This is a genomic window from Falsochrobactrum shanghaiense, from assembly GCF_003149535.1.
Classification (GTDB): domain Bacteria; phylum Pseudomonadota; class Alphaproteobacteria; order Rhizobiales; family Rhizobiaceae; genus Brucella; species Brucella shanghaiense.
In genome coordinates this window covers 1-19,447 of record NZ_QGDB01000016.1, presented here as the reverse complement: position 1 = coordinate 19,447, position 19,447 = coordinate 1, and the positions used below count along the sequence as shown (strand labels likewise).

The window sequence follows — 19,447 nt, the reverse complement described above, 5'->3', positions numbered from 1 at the left end:
GGCTATGATGCAGGCAAAAAGATCAAAGGGCGCAAGCGCCATATCGTAACCGATATGGTAGGCAACATGTTGGAAGGCATCGTGCATGGTGCTGACGTTCAGGACCGCGACGGTGCGCCAGATCTGATCGAGCGCGCCTGCCAAAACCACCCCACGGTGAGGAAACTCTTTGCCGATGGCGGATATGCTGGCGAAAAGCTGACAACGGCTGTGGCACATATCGAAGCACTGGCGATAGAAATCGCCAAGCGCTCCGATCAGGCCAAAGGCTTTGTAATTCTGCCCAGGCGCTGGATCGTTGAGCGAACCTTCGCCTGGCTTAATCGTTGCCGTCGGTTGGCTAAAGATTGGGAAGCCTCTATCGCCTCGTCAGAGGCATGGATGTTCATCTCGTCAATCAGGCGTATGACACGCCGTATCGCAAGGTTGCAATTTTGAGTCGGGCACTTAGCTCGACTTTGTACAAAATTGGCATCGATTTTAAGTGCCTCATTGCGCTTCTTTGGTGAATCAATTCGCCGCAGTTTGTGATCTTGCGTTATACGTCTGATCGGATTCGAACTGATGCATGACCAAAGTAGATGAATGCTATAATGAGGCCGGAGATGCGGTTCCTCATCGTCTTCACCAATGGCTTGAACCTTTTCGTTTTGGGTTCACAGCCCCAACATGGAACCACCTGCTCGTCCTTGTTATGGGAGCGCTTCTGGCACCAGGTAAACGAACGGTAACGTCATGCCTGCGGATCACTGGTCGAGCCGATGTGACAAACTTTGCCACTTATCACCAGTTTCTCAATCGGGCTCGCTGGAACCCACGCTTGCTGGCAAAACACTTATTATCTATTGTTGTGGCACGGCTTGTGCCCGAAGGCCCCGTTGTCATTGGAATGGACGATACAATAGAACGACGTTGGGGTCAGCGTATTGCTGCTCGAGGTATATACCGAGACCCTATACGTTCCAGCCACGGCCATTTCGTCAAGGCCAGTGGATTGCGGTGGCTGAGTTTTATGGTTCTCTCTCCGGTGCCTTGGGCAAAATGCATCAAAGCGATGCCTGTGCTGACAATCCTGTGCCCTTCAGAACGATATAGCCAAAAGATGCTCCGAAGGCACAAGATGCTGACCGATTGGGCAAGGCAAGGCCTGCTGCAGATATGTCGTTGGCTGCCAGGTCGCCAGATTATTTTTGTCGGCGATAGCAGCTTTGCGGTTCATACACTGGCCGCAGCACTTCCAGACAGGGCTACGCTTATCACTCGGTTGCGCCTCGATGCTAATCTTTTTGCAGCACCGGCTCAAAGGCATGAGCACACACTTGGACGGCCAGCGCAAAAGGGGCAGCCATTGCCAAAACTAAAGGCTCTTCTCAAGGACCCAAAGACCCAATGGGAGCAGATTGCAGTATCGTCGTGGTATGCCAGGCAAACCAACAAAGTTCTCGACATCACGTCGGGAACAGCACTTTGGTATCGACGAGGAACACCACCCAAACACATTCGCTGGGTAATCGTTCGCGATCCAACTAATCGCCGCGAACCGCAGGCCTTCATGAGTACGAATACGGATCTTGATCCTGTGGAGATCATTACCTTCTACGTTCGTCGCTGGCAGATCGAGGTCACTTTTGCCGAGACCCGTGCGCATCTTGGTGTGGAAACGCAAAGACAGTGGAACGACAAAGCCATTCTGCGTACGACACCGTCTTTGATGGCATTCTACACCCTCGTAACACTATGGGCGTGTGATCTACTCCGTCCGAACAGGCTTCCATACGCCGCGTCATGGTACAAAAAGACCAACTGCACATTCTCTGATGCAATCGGGGCTGTTCGTATGGTTTTATGGGAGCAGGATATTTATCGACAGTCCACGTTTCACCGCGACATACATAAAATACCGCCAGGGCGCATCAAACGAATGGCCGAGGCGCTTTGCTTCGCTGCTTAATGTACAAAGTCGAGCTTAGAGCTTTCTTTATTTGGTTGACAGAAAGAGAACCCTTATTCTACGATTTAATCGGACATTTGTGAGAGCTGTTCTTGGCAGATTCATCTAGCAAGATGTGGTGAATTTGGGGAAGATGGGGGGCATTCGCATGCGCAATTTAATAGATGGTGTCTTTCCGAATAGGGGGGGGGCTTTTTACAGGTGTCGATTCCCTTGGATTCATTATTGTCAACGTCCCACTGTGGGGGGCGTTATTGATGGATCGTCATGAAATACTTTGTGATTATTTGGAATCAGAGGTAATAGATGCGATTTGTGATAATCGTATTTATGTCGCTATTCAGGGGGTTCATTCGGTCGCAAATATTGACCATATGTTATATGGCGAATGTTTCGCGCGCTTGTTGGCGCGTAATGGATGTGTCCACAATGCGGGCGACTTTATTCCTGTACTGGATAGCCGGGGTAGTACGCCCATCTTGGATCGCCATATGGTCAAGCTTGTTTTGGATGAGCTTGCTGCGGATTCTCGAGCGGTTCTCGGGTGCAATATTTCCGCAGATAGTGTTGCGGATGAGGCTGCTTGGCTTCCAATCAAAGTCCAGCTTGAGAATCGTTCTTACCTCATCGACCGTTTAATTCTCGAGGTCACAGAAACTCGCCCCTTGGTTAATGTGACAAACGCAAACAAGGCATTCCATCAAGCGCGCCAGCTTGGCTGTCGAATTGCAATAGATGATTTCGGGCGGGGGCATATTACGCCGGAACAATTACTAAGCCTAGAGGTCGATATTGTCAAAATCGATGCTCTGTTTGTTCAGAACATCAAGGAATCCAAAGAGGCTGGGACCAGTCTCCATCATATGGTTGGGCTCGCAAAATGCGCAGCTCCAATAGTCGTGGTGGAAGGGGTCGAAACCAGCCCGCAGCTTGTCGCCGCTGCAATGGCGGGCGCCACACATGCGCAAGGCTTTTTCTTATCTCCACCCGTAATCATGCAATCATGTGTGTCTACAATGCGGACAAGTTCTGAAGGGTAGTCTACGTCTATAATATCCAGAGATCTGGCTCGCGTTTTAGGTTCCACGGCACTTTCTCTATCGCTGGCAACAGGGATGTAGCTTGTTGCGGTTAGTTACGGGTTGGCTGCGGAGGATCCACTTATTTCCCCTATAACGGTAGCGCCGAACGGGAATCTAGTACTGCCGCTGTCGTCGTGGCGCTCCCATGGTGAACTTGTCCCATAGTGCCTCCTTCAATTCATGGGAAAAGATTGCACCTCTTAGTGCGCCGCTTTCTTACGTGTAGCGTGTATGCCACAGTTTCCGTTCAATTTTATATTTTAGTTGAAAACACTTGGCTTCAACCAGCTTCAATGCTAGCTCTACCATTGAGTGTATTCATGATCTTATGGCGGCATTTTGGGGGGGTCTATGACGAGCTTGGAAGCCAATAAAAGTAAAAACAGCAATCTGGAGTCAAGTTTCAGATCGCGCAGACATGGGGCGCTTATCAATTCGACAGCGCTTTCACTGTTGCTAGCAACGGGGTTAATGTCTGGTGTGGCCAACGCGCAGGAGTTGACTGTACATGACGAGCAAACGCTTAGTTCGGAAAGCTTTGCTGGTATTGATGTCATTTCGGGTGGGTCGCTTACTGGCAACGATCTGACTATTTTGCAAAGCACAAACAATACAGGCTTGCTCGTCACCAAAGGTGAAGCTTTGTTAAGTGGCGGCACGATTACGCAAACCAATGCTACTTCGTCGGCGCGGGGTGTGCGGGTGCTTGAGGGATTCGCATCTGTAAATGATTTAACAATTAATGTAGACGGAAAATCTGGAGTTTCGGGCCTTTCAGCTGACGGAAATAACTCCAGTGCTTTCGGTGACGAGATTACAGTCAATCTATCTGCTGCTGGTAGCACAACGGGCTCACCTTCGGCTAGTGTTTATGCTACCAATGGTGCGACTATTTCGACCACCGGTAGCACCTTTATAAGCGCCGGTAAAAACGCATATGGTCTACTTGCCTCAGGCAACAAAGGCGTGGTTAATATTGTAAGTCAGAACGATACGATCTCCACAACCGGTGAGTCGGGATGGGGAGTCTTTGCCTTTTCTGATTACGAGGGCGAAGGTAGCGGTATAATTACTATCGCTGATGGTGGCGTTTCGACTGAAGGCCTTTATGGATATGCCCTTCTTTCTCAGGAAGCAGGATCGATAATTAATGCTTCGAATCTTTCGATCAACACAATAGGTGAATGGGGACTTGGTGCCTATGCTTCCTATGGCGGTCATGTTGATATTTCCGATACCAGCATTAATACGTCGGGCAATTCAGCATCAGGCTTTTATTCCCATCTTTCCACGGTAGAGGCAAGTAATGTAAGCATCTCAACCGAGGGAGCATCCGCCTATGGCGCTAGAGCCCTTGAGGGCCGCATCACGATTAATAATAGCAGTATCGCCACTATCGGCAGTAAAGCCCATGGCCTCTTCGCTACAGGCGCAGATGGCTCCATCACAGCAGATAATACTACAATCAATACATCAGAATCCTGGACGTTTGGTGCTTACGCCAAAGCAAATGGCACTATCGTTCTCAATGGTGGTGCGATCAATACAACTGGTGAGCGTGGCTACGGTATTCTCAGCGCCACAGGCGGCACAGTTACCAGCAGTGCGGATATTACGACCACCGGTCTTAAGGCTCATGGCGTTCAGGCAGGCGAGGATGCAGCTAACAGAGAGGGCACCGTTAATCTGACCGGAGGGACGATCAAAACCTCAGGCAGTGACGCTTTCGGTCTTCACTCTGTTTTTGGGGGCAGTATCTCTGCAACAGGCAACGTTACGGTCATGACAACGGGCACCAATGGTTTTGGCGCTTTTGCGGAAAGTGATTCCAGAATCCTTCTTGATGGGACAGCCATTCGCACCTCGGGCACTGGTGGCTTTGGCCTGGTGGCTAATAATGACAAAGCCACTGTTGGCGGGATAATTGCCGCCAATGATGTGAATGTCATCGTGGCGGGCGAAAGCACGGAAGCTGCGCGTGCCGAGAAAGGTGGCGCGATCTCGATTTCCAACTCATATCTCGAGTCCTCCAACGCCGCCGGTATTAGACTTCTCGATAATGCGACGGTTACTCTCAATGAGACAACCCTGGTTTCCGCTCAGGAAACCTTCGTTTCGCAGCTTGATCAGGCTGGAAAGACCCAGCATATAGCTCTTGGTCAAGGAACTGTTGCCACCCAGAACAATGGCACGCTTCTGCGCGTCAATCGTAGTGCGGATGGCGCTGACGGCGTTGTTCAGTTAACTCTCGGGGCTGGCTCCACAACCCAGGGCGATATTATCGATGTAGATACCAAATCCAGCGGTGGCACGGATGTGACGCTGGAAGAAGGTGCAAACTGGGCTGGCCTGCTGCACGGTGTCCGCAACTTCTTCGGCTTCCAAGGCGGTAGCGTCGACTTTGAAGGTGAGGCCAATATTGCTGGTAATCTTAATGGCACCGGCACCAGCTATTCATTCAGCAGTCAAGGCGGTACGATTGGCGGCGACGTCAATCTTGCTGGCGGTTCCTCGACCACCGGTGGCTCGATAGACAATCGTATCGTGGTCGGCGGCGATGTGAACGTGGATGATACATCCATTCTTGGTGGCAACTGGCGTATTGGTGGCAATCTCGGAAGTAGTGGTACTTTGTCGCCGGGTAATTCCATCGGTCGTGTTGATATAGGCGGCAATCTCAATCTGACGCCTTCGTCCGTCTATCAGGTGGATGTCGATCTCAGCGGCGACGCCGATCTGGTAACGGTGGCTGGCACCGCTTATCTCGACGGTATTGTCACCGTAACGCCGATGGACGGCTATAAGCTGGCCTCTCCATATACGATCCTTACTGCTGGTGCTATTGACGGGCAGTTCCAGTCCGCAAGTTTGGCCGAGCCAAGCGCATTCCTTGATACCAGTCTTGCTCAAAGTGCAACAGACGTTACCCTTACGGTTGAACGGAACAGCACCAGTTTCAGTTCGATTGCTCAGACTGCCAATCAGGTAGGGGTCGCCAATGCAATCGACCAACTGCCGCTTTCTCATGGCGTTGCAGGGGCTATTGCACTGTCTTCGGTTGAAGATGCACGTGAAGCCTTCCATCATCTTTCCGGCGATGCGAACGCATCGGTCAAGACCGGTCTGATTGAAACTGCCCATCTTACAGCGGATGCGATCAACAACCGCTTGCGGTCGGCATTTGAAGGTGTTGGCGCGAAAGCAATGCCTGTGCTTTCATTCGCTCAATCAGCGAAAACAGGTGCGGGTGCTGCCATTGATGATGCTAGCATTGCCCAGCCTTCTTATAATTATGCATTTTGGGCAACTGGGTTCGGTTCGTGGATCGACCATGACGGGAACTCGAATGCAGGTGGTCTTAAGACCTCGACAGGTGGCTTCCTATCTGGTCTGGATGTTGGGTTTGCATCAGGTTGGCGCGTCGGGCTTGTTGGAGGCTACAGTGAGGCGGATCTTGATGCCAAGGGCCGTTATGCTTCAGCTACAAGCGACAATTGGCATCTGGGTGTCTATGGTGGCAACCAATGGGGAGCGCTCGGCCTGAGGGCCGGACTTATTCACACATGGCATGGTGTGGATTCTTCCCGTTCGACGTTCTATGCGGGCTATGGCGATAGCCTGACTGCGGATTACGATGCCCGGACTCTTCAGGCATTTGGCGAAGTCGGTTATCGTATCGATGTCGCTCCCGTTTCACTTGAACCATTCGCGAACCTGTCACACATCAGACTGCGCACAGATGGCTATACGGAAAAGGGTGGGGCGTCCGCACTTACGGTTGAAAGCGAAACGACCAATACGACATTCACGACTCTGGGTGTGCGTGCGTCTACGCCTCTCCAGCTCGGTGCAACCACTGCCAATCTAAAAGGCACTATCGGCTGGAGGCACGCATACGGCGATATCACACCAGAATCCACGCAAGCCTTTATTGGAGGCACTGCATTCACCGTGCAGGGCGCGCCAATCGCCAAGGATGCAGCCCTTCTGGAGGCAGGCTTTGATGTTGCCATTACCGAGACTTCGACTTTCGGTCTGAGCTATGTCGGGCAGTTTGGCAATGGAACCACTCAGAACGGCTTCAATGCTTCGTTCAACGTGAAGTTCTGATTGGCATAGAGATCGCCCCACTATGCGATCTCTATGAATTGTTTGAGATAACTCCGCACTTTTTCGTGCCGCCCGGCCTGATGTTGGGCGGCATTTTTATCGATATGATCTGAAAATGGGGTTGTGGATGCGGTGGTCGCCTTCGAGCGATATAGGTTGCAATAAATTTCCGGCACTATATCTGGAATTGCGGGACTGGCAAAACGACGTGTAGACAGATCAATCCAGATTGCGGACAAGTCACGTAGATTTAGTCTGATTTGCAGTAATCCGATTCAAAACTTGGGAAGAGCGTTGCAAAGTTACGGGCGAACGTTGCTGAACCTGAGATTTCCGTTTCATCTGTAAACGCCGTTTGCGGGCAGGGCCGGGGAAAACGCCTTGCGCCGACAGGTCTTGAACTCAGAATTTAATTGTTAGCGGGCAACTGGGAGGGGGAATGGTATCGAACAAGCAGCAGGCAGAACGCTTGCGCAAGCAGCGGGAGCGGCAGAAAGAATATCGGGATCGTCTGAGAGCGGAGCGCAAACCGACACGAGACGACGTTGCTCGGGTGTTCCTGCATTTCATGATTGCCAAAGCGATGAGGTCTGGCAATCAGGATGGGATGGAGAAGCTGATTGATATGCTGCTTGATGGGCTGGCAGCTCAGGGCTTCGATAAAGACGCTTCGTTGGATGTCATTGATGATCTGATTGACAGATACACCAAAAGGGGGTGGGATTTCAGGCGCAAAGTGCATTTGGTACCTCATGAAGGCGCTGACGACCCGGAACAATGAAGATGGCTTTCAAAGCTGTGGCCACCTGATTTCACTGGTTTGTTTCATAAACGGCGTTTGGTTCTTTTGTCTGTTCTCCCCCCATTACTTGATAAAACGCCGTTTGCAGATGAATCGGAAATCTCGGGTTTGAAATGGCTGACCGGTCGGGGCGCGTAATATGCAGGCACGTTATTTCGATTTGTCGGCAACGCGTTTCAAATCGAAATAATTTGCAGCCATCCGATTCAAAACTCGAGAAGAGCGTTGTTTGAGACGGCTTTTCCGATTCAGCCGCAAACGGTGTTTGCGAACGGCTCGCAGGAAACGCTTTGCGTCGAACCGTGGGAAATACACGTGCGCTGAATTGTGCTATCCGAGTGATTTGACGGGCGGGGAGTGGAAACTGATCGATCTTTTGATCTGGCCCGCCCGAGTATGCTGGTTGTAGGTGCGAGGCTGTCAATGAGCTGGCTTACGCTCTGAACACAGGCTGTTCGTTCCCGCTGTTGCTGGCGAAGCAACACCAGACGCAAACGCCTTACGACGCCATCCATAAAGCTGCGAGGGATCCAGATCTTCAGACCGTGCAATCGCCGAGACGTTGGCTCCAGCCTGCAATGACACGGCAGCAATACGCGCCTTCTCGTCATCCGACCAGTCACGCGGCCGCCGTCTGCTTCGCACGGGTTCCGCCGTCAAAACCTCAAATATCTGGGAATGATTCATATCCTCATTCATAGGACTCTCCGCATGATTCATACGGAAAATCGCCCATCACGCCGATAAAAGATATGTTGGGTGGCTTACGCGCTTTCGCAAAGCCAGTCTGACGGCAGTCATCATCGGAGCGGCGTCTTGGCTGGGGCCTTGAAAGTTAGCGCTTAGGCAGATATCACGACATGCTTCTGATACGAACGTCAAGCTGGCCTGCCAACGCCGTCATCGTACGCCTTTCACCTCGCGGATTGGCAACTTGCACGGCTCGGCTCCTCGGCCATGTTGGGTGCGCCCATGCACTATGACGGCAACTGCTTGGCCTTTGCCACCTCGCACAAGGCCGCCGATCACCTCGAGCTTCCCGGACTGGCTACACAATAGTGTAGGGCCAACCCACTATGTAGCATTCCGAGATGTCAAAAGCTGCGCTGGATCATCGACAGGGGAATTTAACCGGTTCGTTTCACAAACGGCGTTTGTTCCTTTTATCTGTTCTCCCCCCATTACTTCGTAAAACGCCGTTTGCAGTTGAATCGGAAATCTCGGGTTTGAACTGGTGAGCCGGTCGGGGCGCGTAATGTGCAGGCACGTCCTTTCGATTTGTCGGCAACGCGTTTCAAGTCGAAATAATTTGCAGTCATCCGATTCAGAATTCGAGAAGAGTGTTACCCGAGATGATTTTTCTGATTCAGCGGCAAACGCCGTTTGGAGTAAGGCATGGAATGTGCTCGGCCGTGGAGCTTTTCAAATCCATGTTTTGTTTCCGGTGAGGCTGCTTCGCTCAATGAGCCCTATGGCCTGCTGCTTAAGCTGGCTTCTGAACCCCGCCTGTGGATAACTCTCACCTTGTTTAATCATGCTGATCTGTCGTTGACAGATACAAAAGCCTTACAGCCACTGGCTTTTGAAGCCGTAGGCACAAAATCGAAAAAGCCGGTGATATCCGGGACTTAGATAAAAATGCTGTCTTGGGATCTTTTTTCGTTTTGGATCCTTGCAGCGCGTTTGAGATCCTGCAATAGTCACTTTGCCTGATTGATCAGACGCCTCCATTCCGGTGCTGGAACACCAGAATGGAGACTAACTTAGCCTGCCAACAACAGGAGCCAAGCTATGCTGAACATTATCGACATTCGTCCCGGATTAAAAGATCTGCGCCCTGAATTCCTCGTCGGCAGCATGGTGGCTCGACAGCGGAAATAATTTCCGTCCCTAACGCGTTCGGTGCTTTTTAAAGCCCGAACTCCCAACTTTCTTTCTGGCGCTCTGGTCGTGTGCGTTCGCGCGCAACGTCACGGTCTTTGCTGTCTTTAAAATCTGACGCTGCTTGCACAGGCAAGCGCGGCCGATCTTTCACACCCATTTGGCTCCGGCGATTGCATCGCTCCGGGGAAGGAGAACTTATGTTTGCAGAAACGGTCGTCGGTTATATCGATCTTATCGAGCACAAGATTCCCGTGCGGAGTTTCAAGCAGGAACTCAATGCCTCTCTCCATTTGTCCTGGCTTTTTAACCGGATTGACCGGGCCCATGACCGGGACAGCCGAAAAAGGGCGGTGCGGGATGTGCTTTTGCGCTGGGCAATTTGGAATGAAGGCGAAAAGATTTTTGGGCATATCGAAGAAGCATCAGCGCGGGCAAAGGTTTCTGGTGATACGGCACCGGCACGGTCTATGCCGATTACGCGTGATACGCTTAATCATGTGACTGAGTCTGTTGCGTCAAAATCAGCTCCGGCTAAAACCGACATCGAGATTGCTGCTTCAACGCTTCCGGCAAGGCCGTATGCTTTTGATCTGTTGCATTATGATGCGGAACAGAAACAACTCCGCGTATTGAGCATGGTCTACGGCATCAGCGTGCACAAAGAGACCTTGTGTCAGTGGCGCACTGCAGCATCGAACACACCATCCATGTGGGGACGTCTGGCGTCACAATATTATGGCATCGACATCGAACAATATGAATTCGCGCTGATTGATCCGTTGCTCGATGAAAGCCAGACCGAGGAGGGGATCTGGGCACTGGCTGATCTTGATCGTCTGATCGGCGTACCGGGGATCGCAAAGAAAGCCCTTAATGTGCAGGAAGCGCTCAGAGAAGAACTCATCGTAGGGATTGGCGACACATTTGCAAAAACGGAAGCAGAGCAAGCACGGCTGATTGATAAAGAGATTGCGAAGATTGCGGTCGAAGCCATCGATAATGCGTCTTTACCGCAAGTTCAAATCCTGACGCCTGATAACGCATCGCGTTGATGAGATGCTACTGGAACGGTCCGGGTTAAAACGGAGTCGCTGGAGCCGCACTATCTCCTTGCTGTACGCTTGCCTCGATCCCAAAGCCGGTTGCCGCTTTTCGGGATATGCTTAGGAATTCACTCTTCTATCCATGAGGTCGCTTCATGACCACTTCACCACCCGGCGCAAGCCGGCTTGGGCGGCATCTGCTTGCCCGCCTGAAACATGCTTTATATCGCGACGTGCGACAGGTTTTCTGCGAACTCGATCTATTGTCTCACACTGAAGTCGACGTTGATGGATTTTTCGTGATGCGCTTCGATATGCCGGAACAGTCATCTGATCCGGGTGATACAGATCGACCAGTATTACATCTGACCGGTCATCCGGTTCATGATCTGCGTGTCTTGAACGCTTATATGGGTGCGGGCTTCAATCTGAGTGCTTCCAGCGTGCAAGATCAGTTTGCCCTTTCACTGCCATTTCCAATGTTCCTGAGCGACATGCCCCATGCTCCCGTCGAGCGAACATATCTTTTGAAACTCCTGCGCTGCTTTCATGTCGAGCCGGATATTGGTGAAATCGCAGTGTGCCATTTGCTGGCACGGGCTCTGGAGGAGGGGAGTTTTGGGCAAAACCACTTGATGGAGCTTTCACGCAGACGATCCGGGCTTGTTATCGTGCGCACCGATATCGAAGGCTTCGAAGATATTCTGCTCCGGATGTTGAGTGAACAGCGGCTTTATCGCGGGTACGTTGTGGTGCGACCTCTCGAGCATTGGGGAACGACAACAATCCGGCAGTTAAAGCGGACAAGGGGCCGCCTCCGTCCGGCAGATGTCATTATCAATACTATTGATGCTGATGGATTTGAGAAACTGGCGCTGATCGATGAAGACAGCATTGGGGATGCACTGTCGCGTGGCGAATGGCTTCTCGGTATCGTTGATATGCAATACGAGATTCCGGCCAGGCTGAAAGTGGCGGCAGATATTGTCCTTGATACCGGTCCGCTTGATGGTGCTCTTCTCAACAGGCTGCTCGATGCGGTGACTGCACACGATGCCGACACCGTTTTTCCAGAGGAGTTTACACTCGGTTCATTACGTGAGTTGAGACACTCGTTCAGGGAAGCCAGCACACGCCAGGAAACCTTCGCCTATCTGCTGGCCCAATGGGAGTTGGAGGGGGGAAAGCAGGCACGCCCGGTGCAGGAGCAAAAGCAAAAGCAGAAAGAGGCAGATAAAAAGAAGGATAAGGCCGATGACAAAAAATCGTTCTCGACTGGAGAACGCGGTCGGCATGGCAGGAAGATTGTTTCCGACAGCCGATTGATTGAACCTGAACCGCTCGATGATGGCAATGATGACGTTGGCTCAGTGGAGGGCCTCGTTCGTCACACGCAGGCTCTGTGCGTGGAGACTCTGTCTGGCTATGGCGAGGCGGTTGAATGGGCGCTGGCGCTCAAGGATGACCTTGCATTGTGGACGTCAGGATCGCTCGTCTGGTCTGACATCAGCACACGGCTGCTTCTGTCCGGCCCGCCCGGCACCGGCAAGACCACATTTGCACGGGCGCTGTGTAACAGCCTGCGTATTCCTGTCCTTGCAACGTCTATCGCGACATGGCTGCGGATGGGCCATCTTGGTGATGTGTTGCTACGCATGAAGAGTGCGTTTGAAGAAGCGGCGTCTCATGCTCCGGTCATCCTGTTTATTGATGAGATCGACAGTATCGGGCGACGTCAGGATCCATCCCGCGATTATGCAGATTACTGGAACGCTGTCGTCAATCAACTGCTCGAATTGATGGATGGCGCAGTTAGACAGGAAGGCATCGTCATTGTGGGCGCGACCAACCGGCCTGACGATATTGATGAGGCATTGTTACGGTCCGGACGGCTGGAAACCCATGTCCGGATACCAAAACCTGACACGGATGCACTGGTCGGCATTCTCGCGCATCATCTGGGTGCCGACCTTGAAGCTGTGCTGGAAACACGACAGATGGAGCAACAGCGATGACAGGTTGCAAATCAGATGAACGTCTCAAGAGTTTGCGCGATCTGCGTTCTCTGGCGTTAAAGGCACAGGGCATGACCGGAGCCGATATCGAGCGGATTGTCCGTCAGGCTCGCCAGCAGGCACGTCGTAAGAAGCGTCAGCTTACCTGGAAGGATATTGAAAATGGCATTACCGGCAATCGCAGATCAATTCTACCGGAAGAGCGCTGGCGCATGGCAGTGCATGAGGCAGGCCATGCTCTCATCCTTCATATATTGCAAACTGGCCATCCGCTGACGCTGAGCATTGAAGAACAGGTGGGGTTCGGTTTTGCAACGGAGCGTCGCAAGCTTGTTCTGCTGGAAAAGGATTGCGAAGACAATCTTGCCGTGATGCTGGCGGGTAGGGCGGCGGAAGAGCTTGTTCTTGGGGATGTCTCTGTCGGCTCCGGGATGCGACCGGGAAGTGATCTCTCCAATGCAACTGATCTGGCGCTGGCAATGGAGACGACATATGGCTTTGCCAGAGAGCGCCCATTGCTGTTTTGCGACGGCGTGGCACGAGGAGAACTGCTCCGTGAAAAGCATCCTGTCACGAACCGTGTCGATGAGCGGCTGCAAAAAGCCTATGACGCCGCCCGTCACGGACTTGTCCGTTACGCGGCAGCGCACAGGATGCTTGCCGAGGCGTTGCTCGAACATGGCGTTCTGGAAGGTGAAACCGTCACCGCCATTCTCAACGATGCTGTCCAGCGACAGGATCAGCAAAGTGGTCAAGCCATGATGAGCATAGCGGATAGCAGGTCTCAGGAGACGAACACACCCGGTCCGGCCTGAGCGGCCGCCCCGACCGACGCCCAGCCCAACCAACAATCCGGATTCATTCCAAAACGCGCTCGGCGGCTCGAACGCGAACGATCCCCCATATTCAATGAAAGGAATATCTCATGGCAATTATCGCAAATGATGGCGCGTTCAACCGGGAAAGGCTTGCAGCAGAAATCAAGGCCCTCAAAGCGCTTGTTCATGATCTTGAACGCCTGCTTAATGGAGAACATCCAGATCCCGAGGAACTGGCGGATGCGCCATTGATCAACAACTGGGATTTTGATCGTCGGGACGCCGTATGCCTTGTCGGCACATTCCTGGGTCATCCGCGTCTGGGGCGCATCGTTCCAAATGGTATTACCTCCGAACTTTGGTACATAAACCCGGACGAAGGATATGCGCGTACATTCAGCCGTTTCTACAGGCTCGGTAAACCGGCCCAGTTTCGAGGCGGCAAGCGTTAACACGCTCAAGTTTACCAGTATTTTGCAATGAATGCGAACTTCATATCAGGCCCTTAGCAAAGTAGGAGACAGCCTTTTTAATATACCATACTCGCTCTCAGCTTGGCGGTTATCTAGTGCAGCTTTTCGACCTTAAGCTGCTCAGGCTTCACCTGTGACCGGGAAAATCCTACGTCGGTTCTGGGCGGTATTCGGTGCGCCAGATCAAATCCCTACTTCGAGACTCTTGGTTACACAGCACAGTCTTTGTGACAGCTAGGTGACGAGGTATCAGTAACAGGCATTCGGAAAAGAATCACCGGACTTCAGTGTTATGTCGAACAGAGAAGCTATCTTTGACAGCAACGGATAGCGATGTAGACTTTCCGGTTCCACCAGCACGGTACAAATGCCAGCAGCCCGCGCTTTCTCGAGCATGATGGCCATCTCCACAGTCGCTGCTGGATCACGTAAGGTCAGGGCGTGCTCCCAACCAAATGCCTGCGACAACCAGGTAGTATCAATGATCAGATGGCTAGGATCAATACTATCCCAGTCTTTATCGTAACCATCGAACGGCAATGCAGGGTCGGCAATCTGGGCACCTAACTTGTTCCGAAGTTCTTCCCCAATGATGCCGACTATCCGAAGCTGGCCATTGTCAATACGCTCTGCGATCTGAGATCCCATTGGCGGAAAAGTAAGATTGACTGTTAATGTATCCGTCTCATTATTCTGACGCAGCATCGCCACCGTTCGCCGCCGCGGTTCACCTAGCACATTGGAAACCGGAGTTGGTGGGAACACAAAATGGGGTTCCTCCTCGACTTGCCAAGGATATAGCTCAATCTCCATCGCTGTAGCGTCCATTGGCGGGACAAAAGGCCAATTGATTACAGATGGTTTATCGATCTGGCCCCCTTCCGCATAGAAGTAGGCGGGAAATCTAGTTGATTTGGCAAAGCCTTCATACGGTGGTGAAATCGGTTTTCGCTTCTCGTCAAAAAACTTGACGGCCGCAACGAAAGCCTTGGGGCCTCCTTGATGGCCATTTGCTAGTGACAGTGTGATCGCCTGTGTGCGGTCCGATATGAAAAGGCGATGCAAGCTTGGGCGCGCCGACGTCTGGTCAACGTCTCCATCTTCGATCACCCGTACGTCGTTTGCAAGTCGAGCGCGCGCCCGGAACATCCATGAACGCAACTCGATTTGTAATGTCGTAGCTCGCGGCGGTGGGGTAAAAAAACGGGTGGTCACGACAGGAGTCATGGCTTCACCGCCGGAAACATAAAAATAGGCGATTCCGTGGGGGGAATGGTCAAAGCCTTGGTAAGGTGGCAAAATCAACTGACCGGTATCATCGTAAAATTGGACAAAAGCTGCGAAAGCTTTCCCCTCGGTAGAGCCACCATTAGCTAATGACAGCGTTACAGCCGTGGTACGGTCTGATATGGACAGTTGCCACCGATTCAGCGCTCTTAGATATCGAAGATTATTCAGTATGCTCAGATACCCGATTTTTGCTCGCCTGCGCATACGACTCCTCAGACTACTATTTTAATTAACCTGTAGCTTGCATCACGTAAATGCCCTAGTTAAATTTTATTTGACAGATAATGTTTGTTCAATCAAGTGAGATTCATGAAAGTACTCATCTATGCTAATGTCGACCTCAATCTGATCGATGGTTCGACTATTTGGGTTCAGAGTATCGCGGAAGTGCTTTCTGGCCTGCCCAACTGCAACGTTGTGGTTTTGAGTCGAACTAGGGTGGAGGAACGGGGTGTTGTTCCTGCACTAAAGCGAATTGGAAACGTGCGCATTGTTTGCTGTCCAGATTACGCCGAGATCACAGAGCAGTACCCACAACCGGGTAATCCTCAGGCCATAGAGAAAATTATCGCGCTCTTGGATGCGGAAGAGGAGCTTGATCGTATAGTGGTCCGTGCGCCCGATGTTGCGTTACGGCTTGCGCGAGCGGAACGGATGCGGCAACGTTTGTGGGCTTATCTGCTTGAAAGCCCGCCGCTCGAAATCGCTACAAACCGCTCCGAGATAGGAGAACTCGTTGAGAAGGCCGGAGGCTTGATCGTGCAGACCGATACCCAGCGCGGACTACTCGAAGCGGTGTTTCCGGCTGCATGCAACAAGACCAGTGTCCTGCCCCCCATGGTCAAGCCCGTAGTGGTTGATACGACTATGCCGCCTTTGGATGACGATGAACAGGCAGTTCGTTTCATTTATTCGGGGAAGTATTCGATCACTTGGAACGTCGAAGCCTTTTTCGAAATACCAGACGTTTGCGCACAAGAGGGCCTTGCCGCGACGGTGACGATGATCGGTGACAAGGTCCACAATGAGGTATCTGACCATGGCTTCCGAAGCAGGATACTGGAGAAATTTACCGTAACTCCCGGGGTGAAGTGGCTCGGACCTTTGGAGCGGGAAGCGGCGATAGCCGAGGCGGGACGCCATGACCTTGGGTTGTGCTGGCGCACCGATGCGCTAGATGACTCGCTTGAAATCTCCACGAAATTTCTTGAATTTGCCTACATGGGTGTCCCAGCGGTTGTCAATCGTACCGCCGCTTATGAAAGCCTGCTCGGGAAGGACTATCCTTATTTTGCCACCACAATGGATGATGTGGTTGCCGCTGCGAAGTGTGTGGCTGCTGATCGTGATCGGCATGAGCGAATCCGCCTGCAATGCAAGGAGGTAGCCTCTAAATTCACCTATGAGTCGGCTGCGGAAAGGCTGAAGAATGCATTACGATTACGCAAGCCGGACTTGGGAATGGTGAGTCCTGCGAAGATAAAGGTGCTGGTTGCTTCCCACGATCTGAAATTTCTAAAGGGCGCACTGCGTTGGCTTGGCGAATCTGGGCGGTATGAATTTCTGTACGACAATTGGGCGTCGTCGACGGAACATAATGAAAAGCTAAGCAAGGAGCTCCTTGCTCAGGCAGATGTCATCTTTTGCGAATGGTGCGTCGGCGCAGCTGTCTGGTACAGCAAGCACAAACTGCCGCATCAGAAGCTTTTCATCAGATTGCATCGGTATGAAGCATTTACCCCCTTTCCTCGCGAGGTTGTCATCACAGCCATTGACGGTGCAATCGTCGTTAGCGAGTATTTTCGTGATATTTGTATCAACGACTTCGATTGGCCAAAAAATCGGTTGATTGTACTCCCGCAATACTGCATCGCTGAACAGTTCCAACGTAGCAAATACCCTGGCGCTGAAAGAACGCTTGGATTTGTAGGGATAAATGGTTTCTATCATAAACGTTTCGACCGGGCACTCAATATATTGCGCCTCCTCCGGCACAAAGATTCACGCTTTCGTATGCGCATCCGTTCAGTGATGCCATGGGAGTTTGATTGGATATGGAAGAACAATGAGGCTGAGCGCCAAAAGTTCATGGACACATTTGATTCGCTGGAGAAAGATGCAGAACTGCGCAAAGCTGTGATTTTCGACCGTCCAGGCGCCAATATGGCGGAATGGTATCGTCAAGTCGGCTTCATCCTATCCACCTCCGAAACCGAGGGCTGTCATACGGCTGTAGCCGAGGGAGTATGCTCGGGCGCGATGCCTGTCGTTATCAATTGGCCTGGCGCAAGGTCTATCTATGGCAGCAAAAATGTTTATGACACAGTTGAGCAGATGGCAGATGCGATTTTGAGCTTGTCAGCCGGTATGCCGTGCAAAGAAAAAATGATGGCGATGCAGACCGAAGCCACTAAACAGTTCGACCTTGCGCGGACGGTTAATCAACTTGACGAATGGTTTGGTGGAGAACAATTGACTGGCCGTGTGGCGGCGTCAAAGTAAAAGGGCACAACTAATGATCACTTGGTTGACACGAGGCAGCAGGGACGCGCTGAACAAGTTACTTCAGAGGCAGACTATTCATGGGACAAGTGTGGATGTAAAAGCGCTGGGGGACAAGGTGGATTTACTTCTGAGCGCGGGTAAAGTGAATGAGGCCAGCATTCAGGCAGTTCGCCAATCGTTGGATGCGCTATCGTGCCAGATAGACATGCAGCAGGAAGCACTTGAGACCGCAGTTATCAAGAGCGGCGACGCTTTCCAAGCGCGCATGACAACATTTGTGAGAAAAATCGAGGCGCTTGAGCGTATGTCGTTTCGGCAGCATGAGGCTTTAGCTACACTTACGCGTGTCCTCAATACGCGCCATCCGTTTCCCACGACGCGGGGCTGGGCCGCCTCGCCCGATCTCTTACTCTTTCTGTATGAGTTTGTCTTGGAAAAGAAGCCGACCGTTGTTGTTGAGCTCGGAGGGGGGCTTTCTTCGCTCGTCATTGCAGCAGCGCTGAAGACGAATGGGCAAGGACGCCTATTTAGCTTCGACCATGACGCGGAATATGCTGCAAGGACCACAACCCTTTTGGAGCGCGAAGGTTTTTCCGACGTTGCGGTTATCAAGTACGCGCCGTTGTCACAATGGTTGCCGCCGACACCAAGCAGTCTAGCCGTATCTTGGGAATGGTACACTCTACCGGAGAACCTGCCCGCTATTGACCTCCTCATGGTTGACGGGCCGCCGGAAAATACAGGTTCTTATTCACGCTATCCTGCTCTACCAGCGCTTACAGATAAACTCGCGCCTAATGCTACTGTTCTCTTAGATGATACGATTCGTGAAGCAGAGACAAAGATCGCTGAAACATGGCGCGACGAATTCGGATTTGATCTCGTCTTGCGCCGGGATTTCGAGAAGGGGTTAGCTATTCTAGGCAAGCTGGGGGCAACCCATAAGGCTGAACTCGCCTCTGCGGTATAATGTGGAAATTATTATAGGGACCAATAGCTGCAAAACTATCTGCTGGGATGTCGTTTAGTGCCCGACTCAAAATTGCAACCTTGCGATACGGCGTGTCATACGCCTGATTGACGAGATGAACATCCATGCCTCTGACGAGGCGATAGAGGCTTCCCAATCTTTAGCCAACCGACGGCAACGATTAAGCCAGGCGAAGGTTCGCTCAACGATCCAGCGCCTGGGCAGAATTACAAAGCCTTTGGCCTGATCGGAGCGCTTGACGATTTCTATCGCCAGTGCTTCGATATGTGCCACAGCCGTTGTCAGCTTTTCGCCAGCATATCCGCCATCGGCAAAGAGTTTCCTCACCGTGGGGTGGTTTTGGCAGGCGCGCTCGATCAGATCTGGCGCACCGTCGCGGTCCTGAACGTCAGCACCATGCACGATGCCTTCCAACATGTTGCCTACCATATCGGTTACGATATGGCGCTTGCGCCCTTTGATCTTTTTGCCTGCATCATAGCC

15 protein-coding genes are annotated in these 19,447 nt (G+C 51.9%); 12 read left to right on the top strand and 3 right to left on the bottom strand.

The window, feature by feature from the left end:
- The 5 genes from DKP76_RS18320 to DKP76_RS18300 all read left to right on the top strand — a co-directional run.
- Window positions 1–438: IS5 family transposase (locus DKP76_RS18320; protein ID WP_109708095.1), on the top strand; the 438-nt coding region annotated here is incomplete at its 5' end.
- Between the two features lie 130 nt (window positions 439–568).
- Window positions 569–1,951 (top strand): IS701 family transposase, encoded by a 1,383-nt coding sequence (locus DKP76_RS18315; protein ID WP_109708094.1) that lies wholly within the window; start codon window positions 569–571, stop codon window positions 1,949–1,951.
- A 257-nt stretch (window positions 1,952–2,208) separates the two neighbouring features.
- The gene (locus DKP76_RS18310; protein ID WP_158279472.1) at window positions 2,209–2,991 is read left to right on the top strand and encodes an EAL domain-containing protein; all 783 of its coding nucleotides are present in this window, start codon (window positions 2,209–2,211) and stop codon (window positions 2,989–2,991) included.
- A gap of 393 nt (window positions 2,992–3,384) precedes the next feature.
- On the top strand, window positions 3,385–7,143 hold the full coding sequence (locus DKP76_RS18305) for an autotransporter domain-containing protein (protein WP_109708092.1): 3,759 nt from the start codon (window positions 3,385–3,387) through the stop codon (window positions 7,141–7,143).
- Window positions 7,144–7,582: 439 nt separating this feature from the next.
- The gene (locus tag DKP76_RS18300; protein ID WP_109708091.1) at window positions 7,583–7,924 is read left to right on the top strand and encodes a hypothetical protein; all 342 of its coding nucleotides are present in this window, start codon (window positions 7,583–7,585) and stop codon (window positions 7,922–7,924) included.
- Between the two features lie 441 nt (window positions 7,925–8,365).
- Here the strand turns inward: DKP76_RS18300 and DKP76_RS18295 are convergent, their stop codons facing one another.
- On the bottom strand, window positions 8,366–8,632 hold the full coding sequence (locus DKP76_RS18295; RefSeq protein WP_245410289.1) for a transposase: 267 nt from the start codon (window positions 8,630–8,632) through the stop codon (window positions 8,366–8,368).
- Window positions 8,633–9,340: 708 nt separating this feature from the next.
- Here DKP76_RS18295 and DKP76_RS19110 point away from each other — a divergent pair.
- The 5 genes from DKP76_RS19110 to DKP76_RS18275 all read left to right on the top strand — a co-directional run bounded on the left by DKP76_RS19110 (window position 9,341) and on the right by DKP76_RS18275 (window position 14,157).
- The gene (locus tag DKP76_RS19110; protein WP_146198954.1) at window positions 9,341–9,577 is read left to right on the top strand and encodes a hypothetical protein; all 237 of its coding nucleotides are present in this window, start codon (window positions 9,341–9,343) and stop codon (window positions 9,575–9,577) included.
- Between the two features lie 449 nt (window positions 9,578–10,026).
- A complete protein-coding gene (locus DKP76_RS18290) occupies window positions 10,027–10,881 on the top strand; it encodes a hypothetical protein (RefSeq protein WP_109708089.1) in 855 nt (284 codons plus the stop codon).
- 293 nt (window positions 10,882–11,174) lie between these two features.
- On the top strand, window positions 11,175–12,887 hold the full coding sequence (locus tag DKP76_RS18285) for an AAA family ATPase (protein WP_245410288.1): 1,713 nt from the start codon (window positions 11,175–11,177) through the stop codon (window positions 12,885–12,887).
- Entirely contained in the window at window positions 12,884–13,702 is an 819-nt protein-coding gene (locus tag DKP76_RS18280; protein WP_109708087.1) for an ATP-dependent metallopeptidase FtsH/Yme1/Tma family protein, read from the top strand. Before DKP76_RS18285 ends, DKP76_RS18280 begins: the two co-directional genes overlap by 4 nt.
- A gap of 110 nt (window positions 13,703–13,812) precedes the next feature.
- Window positions 13,813–14,157 carry a DUF6634 family protein gene (locus tag DKP76_RS18275; RefSeq protein WP_109708086.1) on the top strand — a complete coding sequence of 115 codons (345 nt, stop codon included), beginning with the start codon at window positions 13,813–13,815 and terminating at the stop codon, window positions 14,155–14,157.
- Between the two features lie 270 nt (window positions 14,158–14,427).
- Here DKP76_RS18275 and DKP76_RS18270 read toward each other — a convergent pair whose 3' ends face one another.
- Window positions 14,428–15,672 (bottom strand): hypothetical protein, encoded by a 1,245-nt coding sequence (locus DKP76_RS18270; protein ID WP_109708085.1) that lies wholly within the window; start codon window positions 15,670–15,672, stop codon window positions 14,428–14,430.
- A gap of 105 nt (window positions 15,673–15,777) precedes the next feature.
- Between DKP76_RS18270 and DKP76_RS18265 the strand changes: the two genes are divergently transcribed.
- Together DKP76_RS18265 and DKP76_RS18260 are read left to right on the top strand one after the other, a co-directional pair.
- Window positions 15,778–17,970 (top strand): glycosyltransferase family protein, encoded by a 2,193-nt coding sequence (locus DKP76_RS18265; protein WP_109708084.1) that lies wholly within the window; start codon window positions 15,778–15,780, stop codon window positions 17,968–17,970.
- 13 nt (window positions 17,971–17,983) lie between these two features.
- Window positions 17,984–18,943 (top strand): O-methyltransferase, encoded by a 960-nt coding sequence (locus DKP76_RS18260; protein ID WP_109708083.1) that lies wholly within the window; start codon window positions 17,984–17,986, stop codon window positions 18,941–18,943.
- A 66-nt stretch (window positions 18,944–19,009) separates the two neighbouring features.
- On the opposite strand, the gene DKP76_RS18255 is transcribed toward DKP76_RS18260, so the two are convergent.
- Window positions 19,010–19,447, bottom strand: a 438-nt coding sequence (locus tag DKP76_RS18255) for an IS5 family transposase (protein ID WP_109708082.1), incomplete at its 5' end; no start/stop codon positions are given.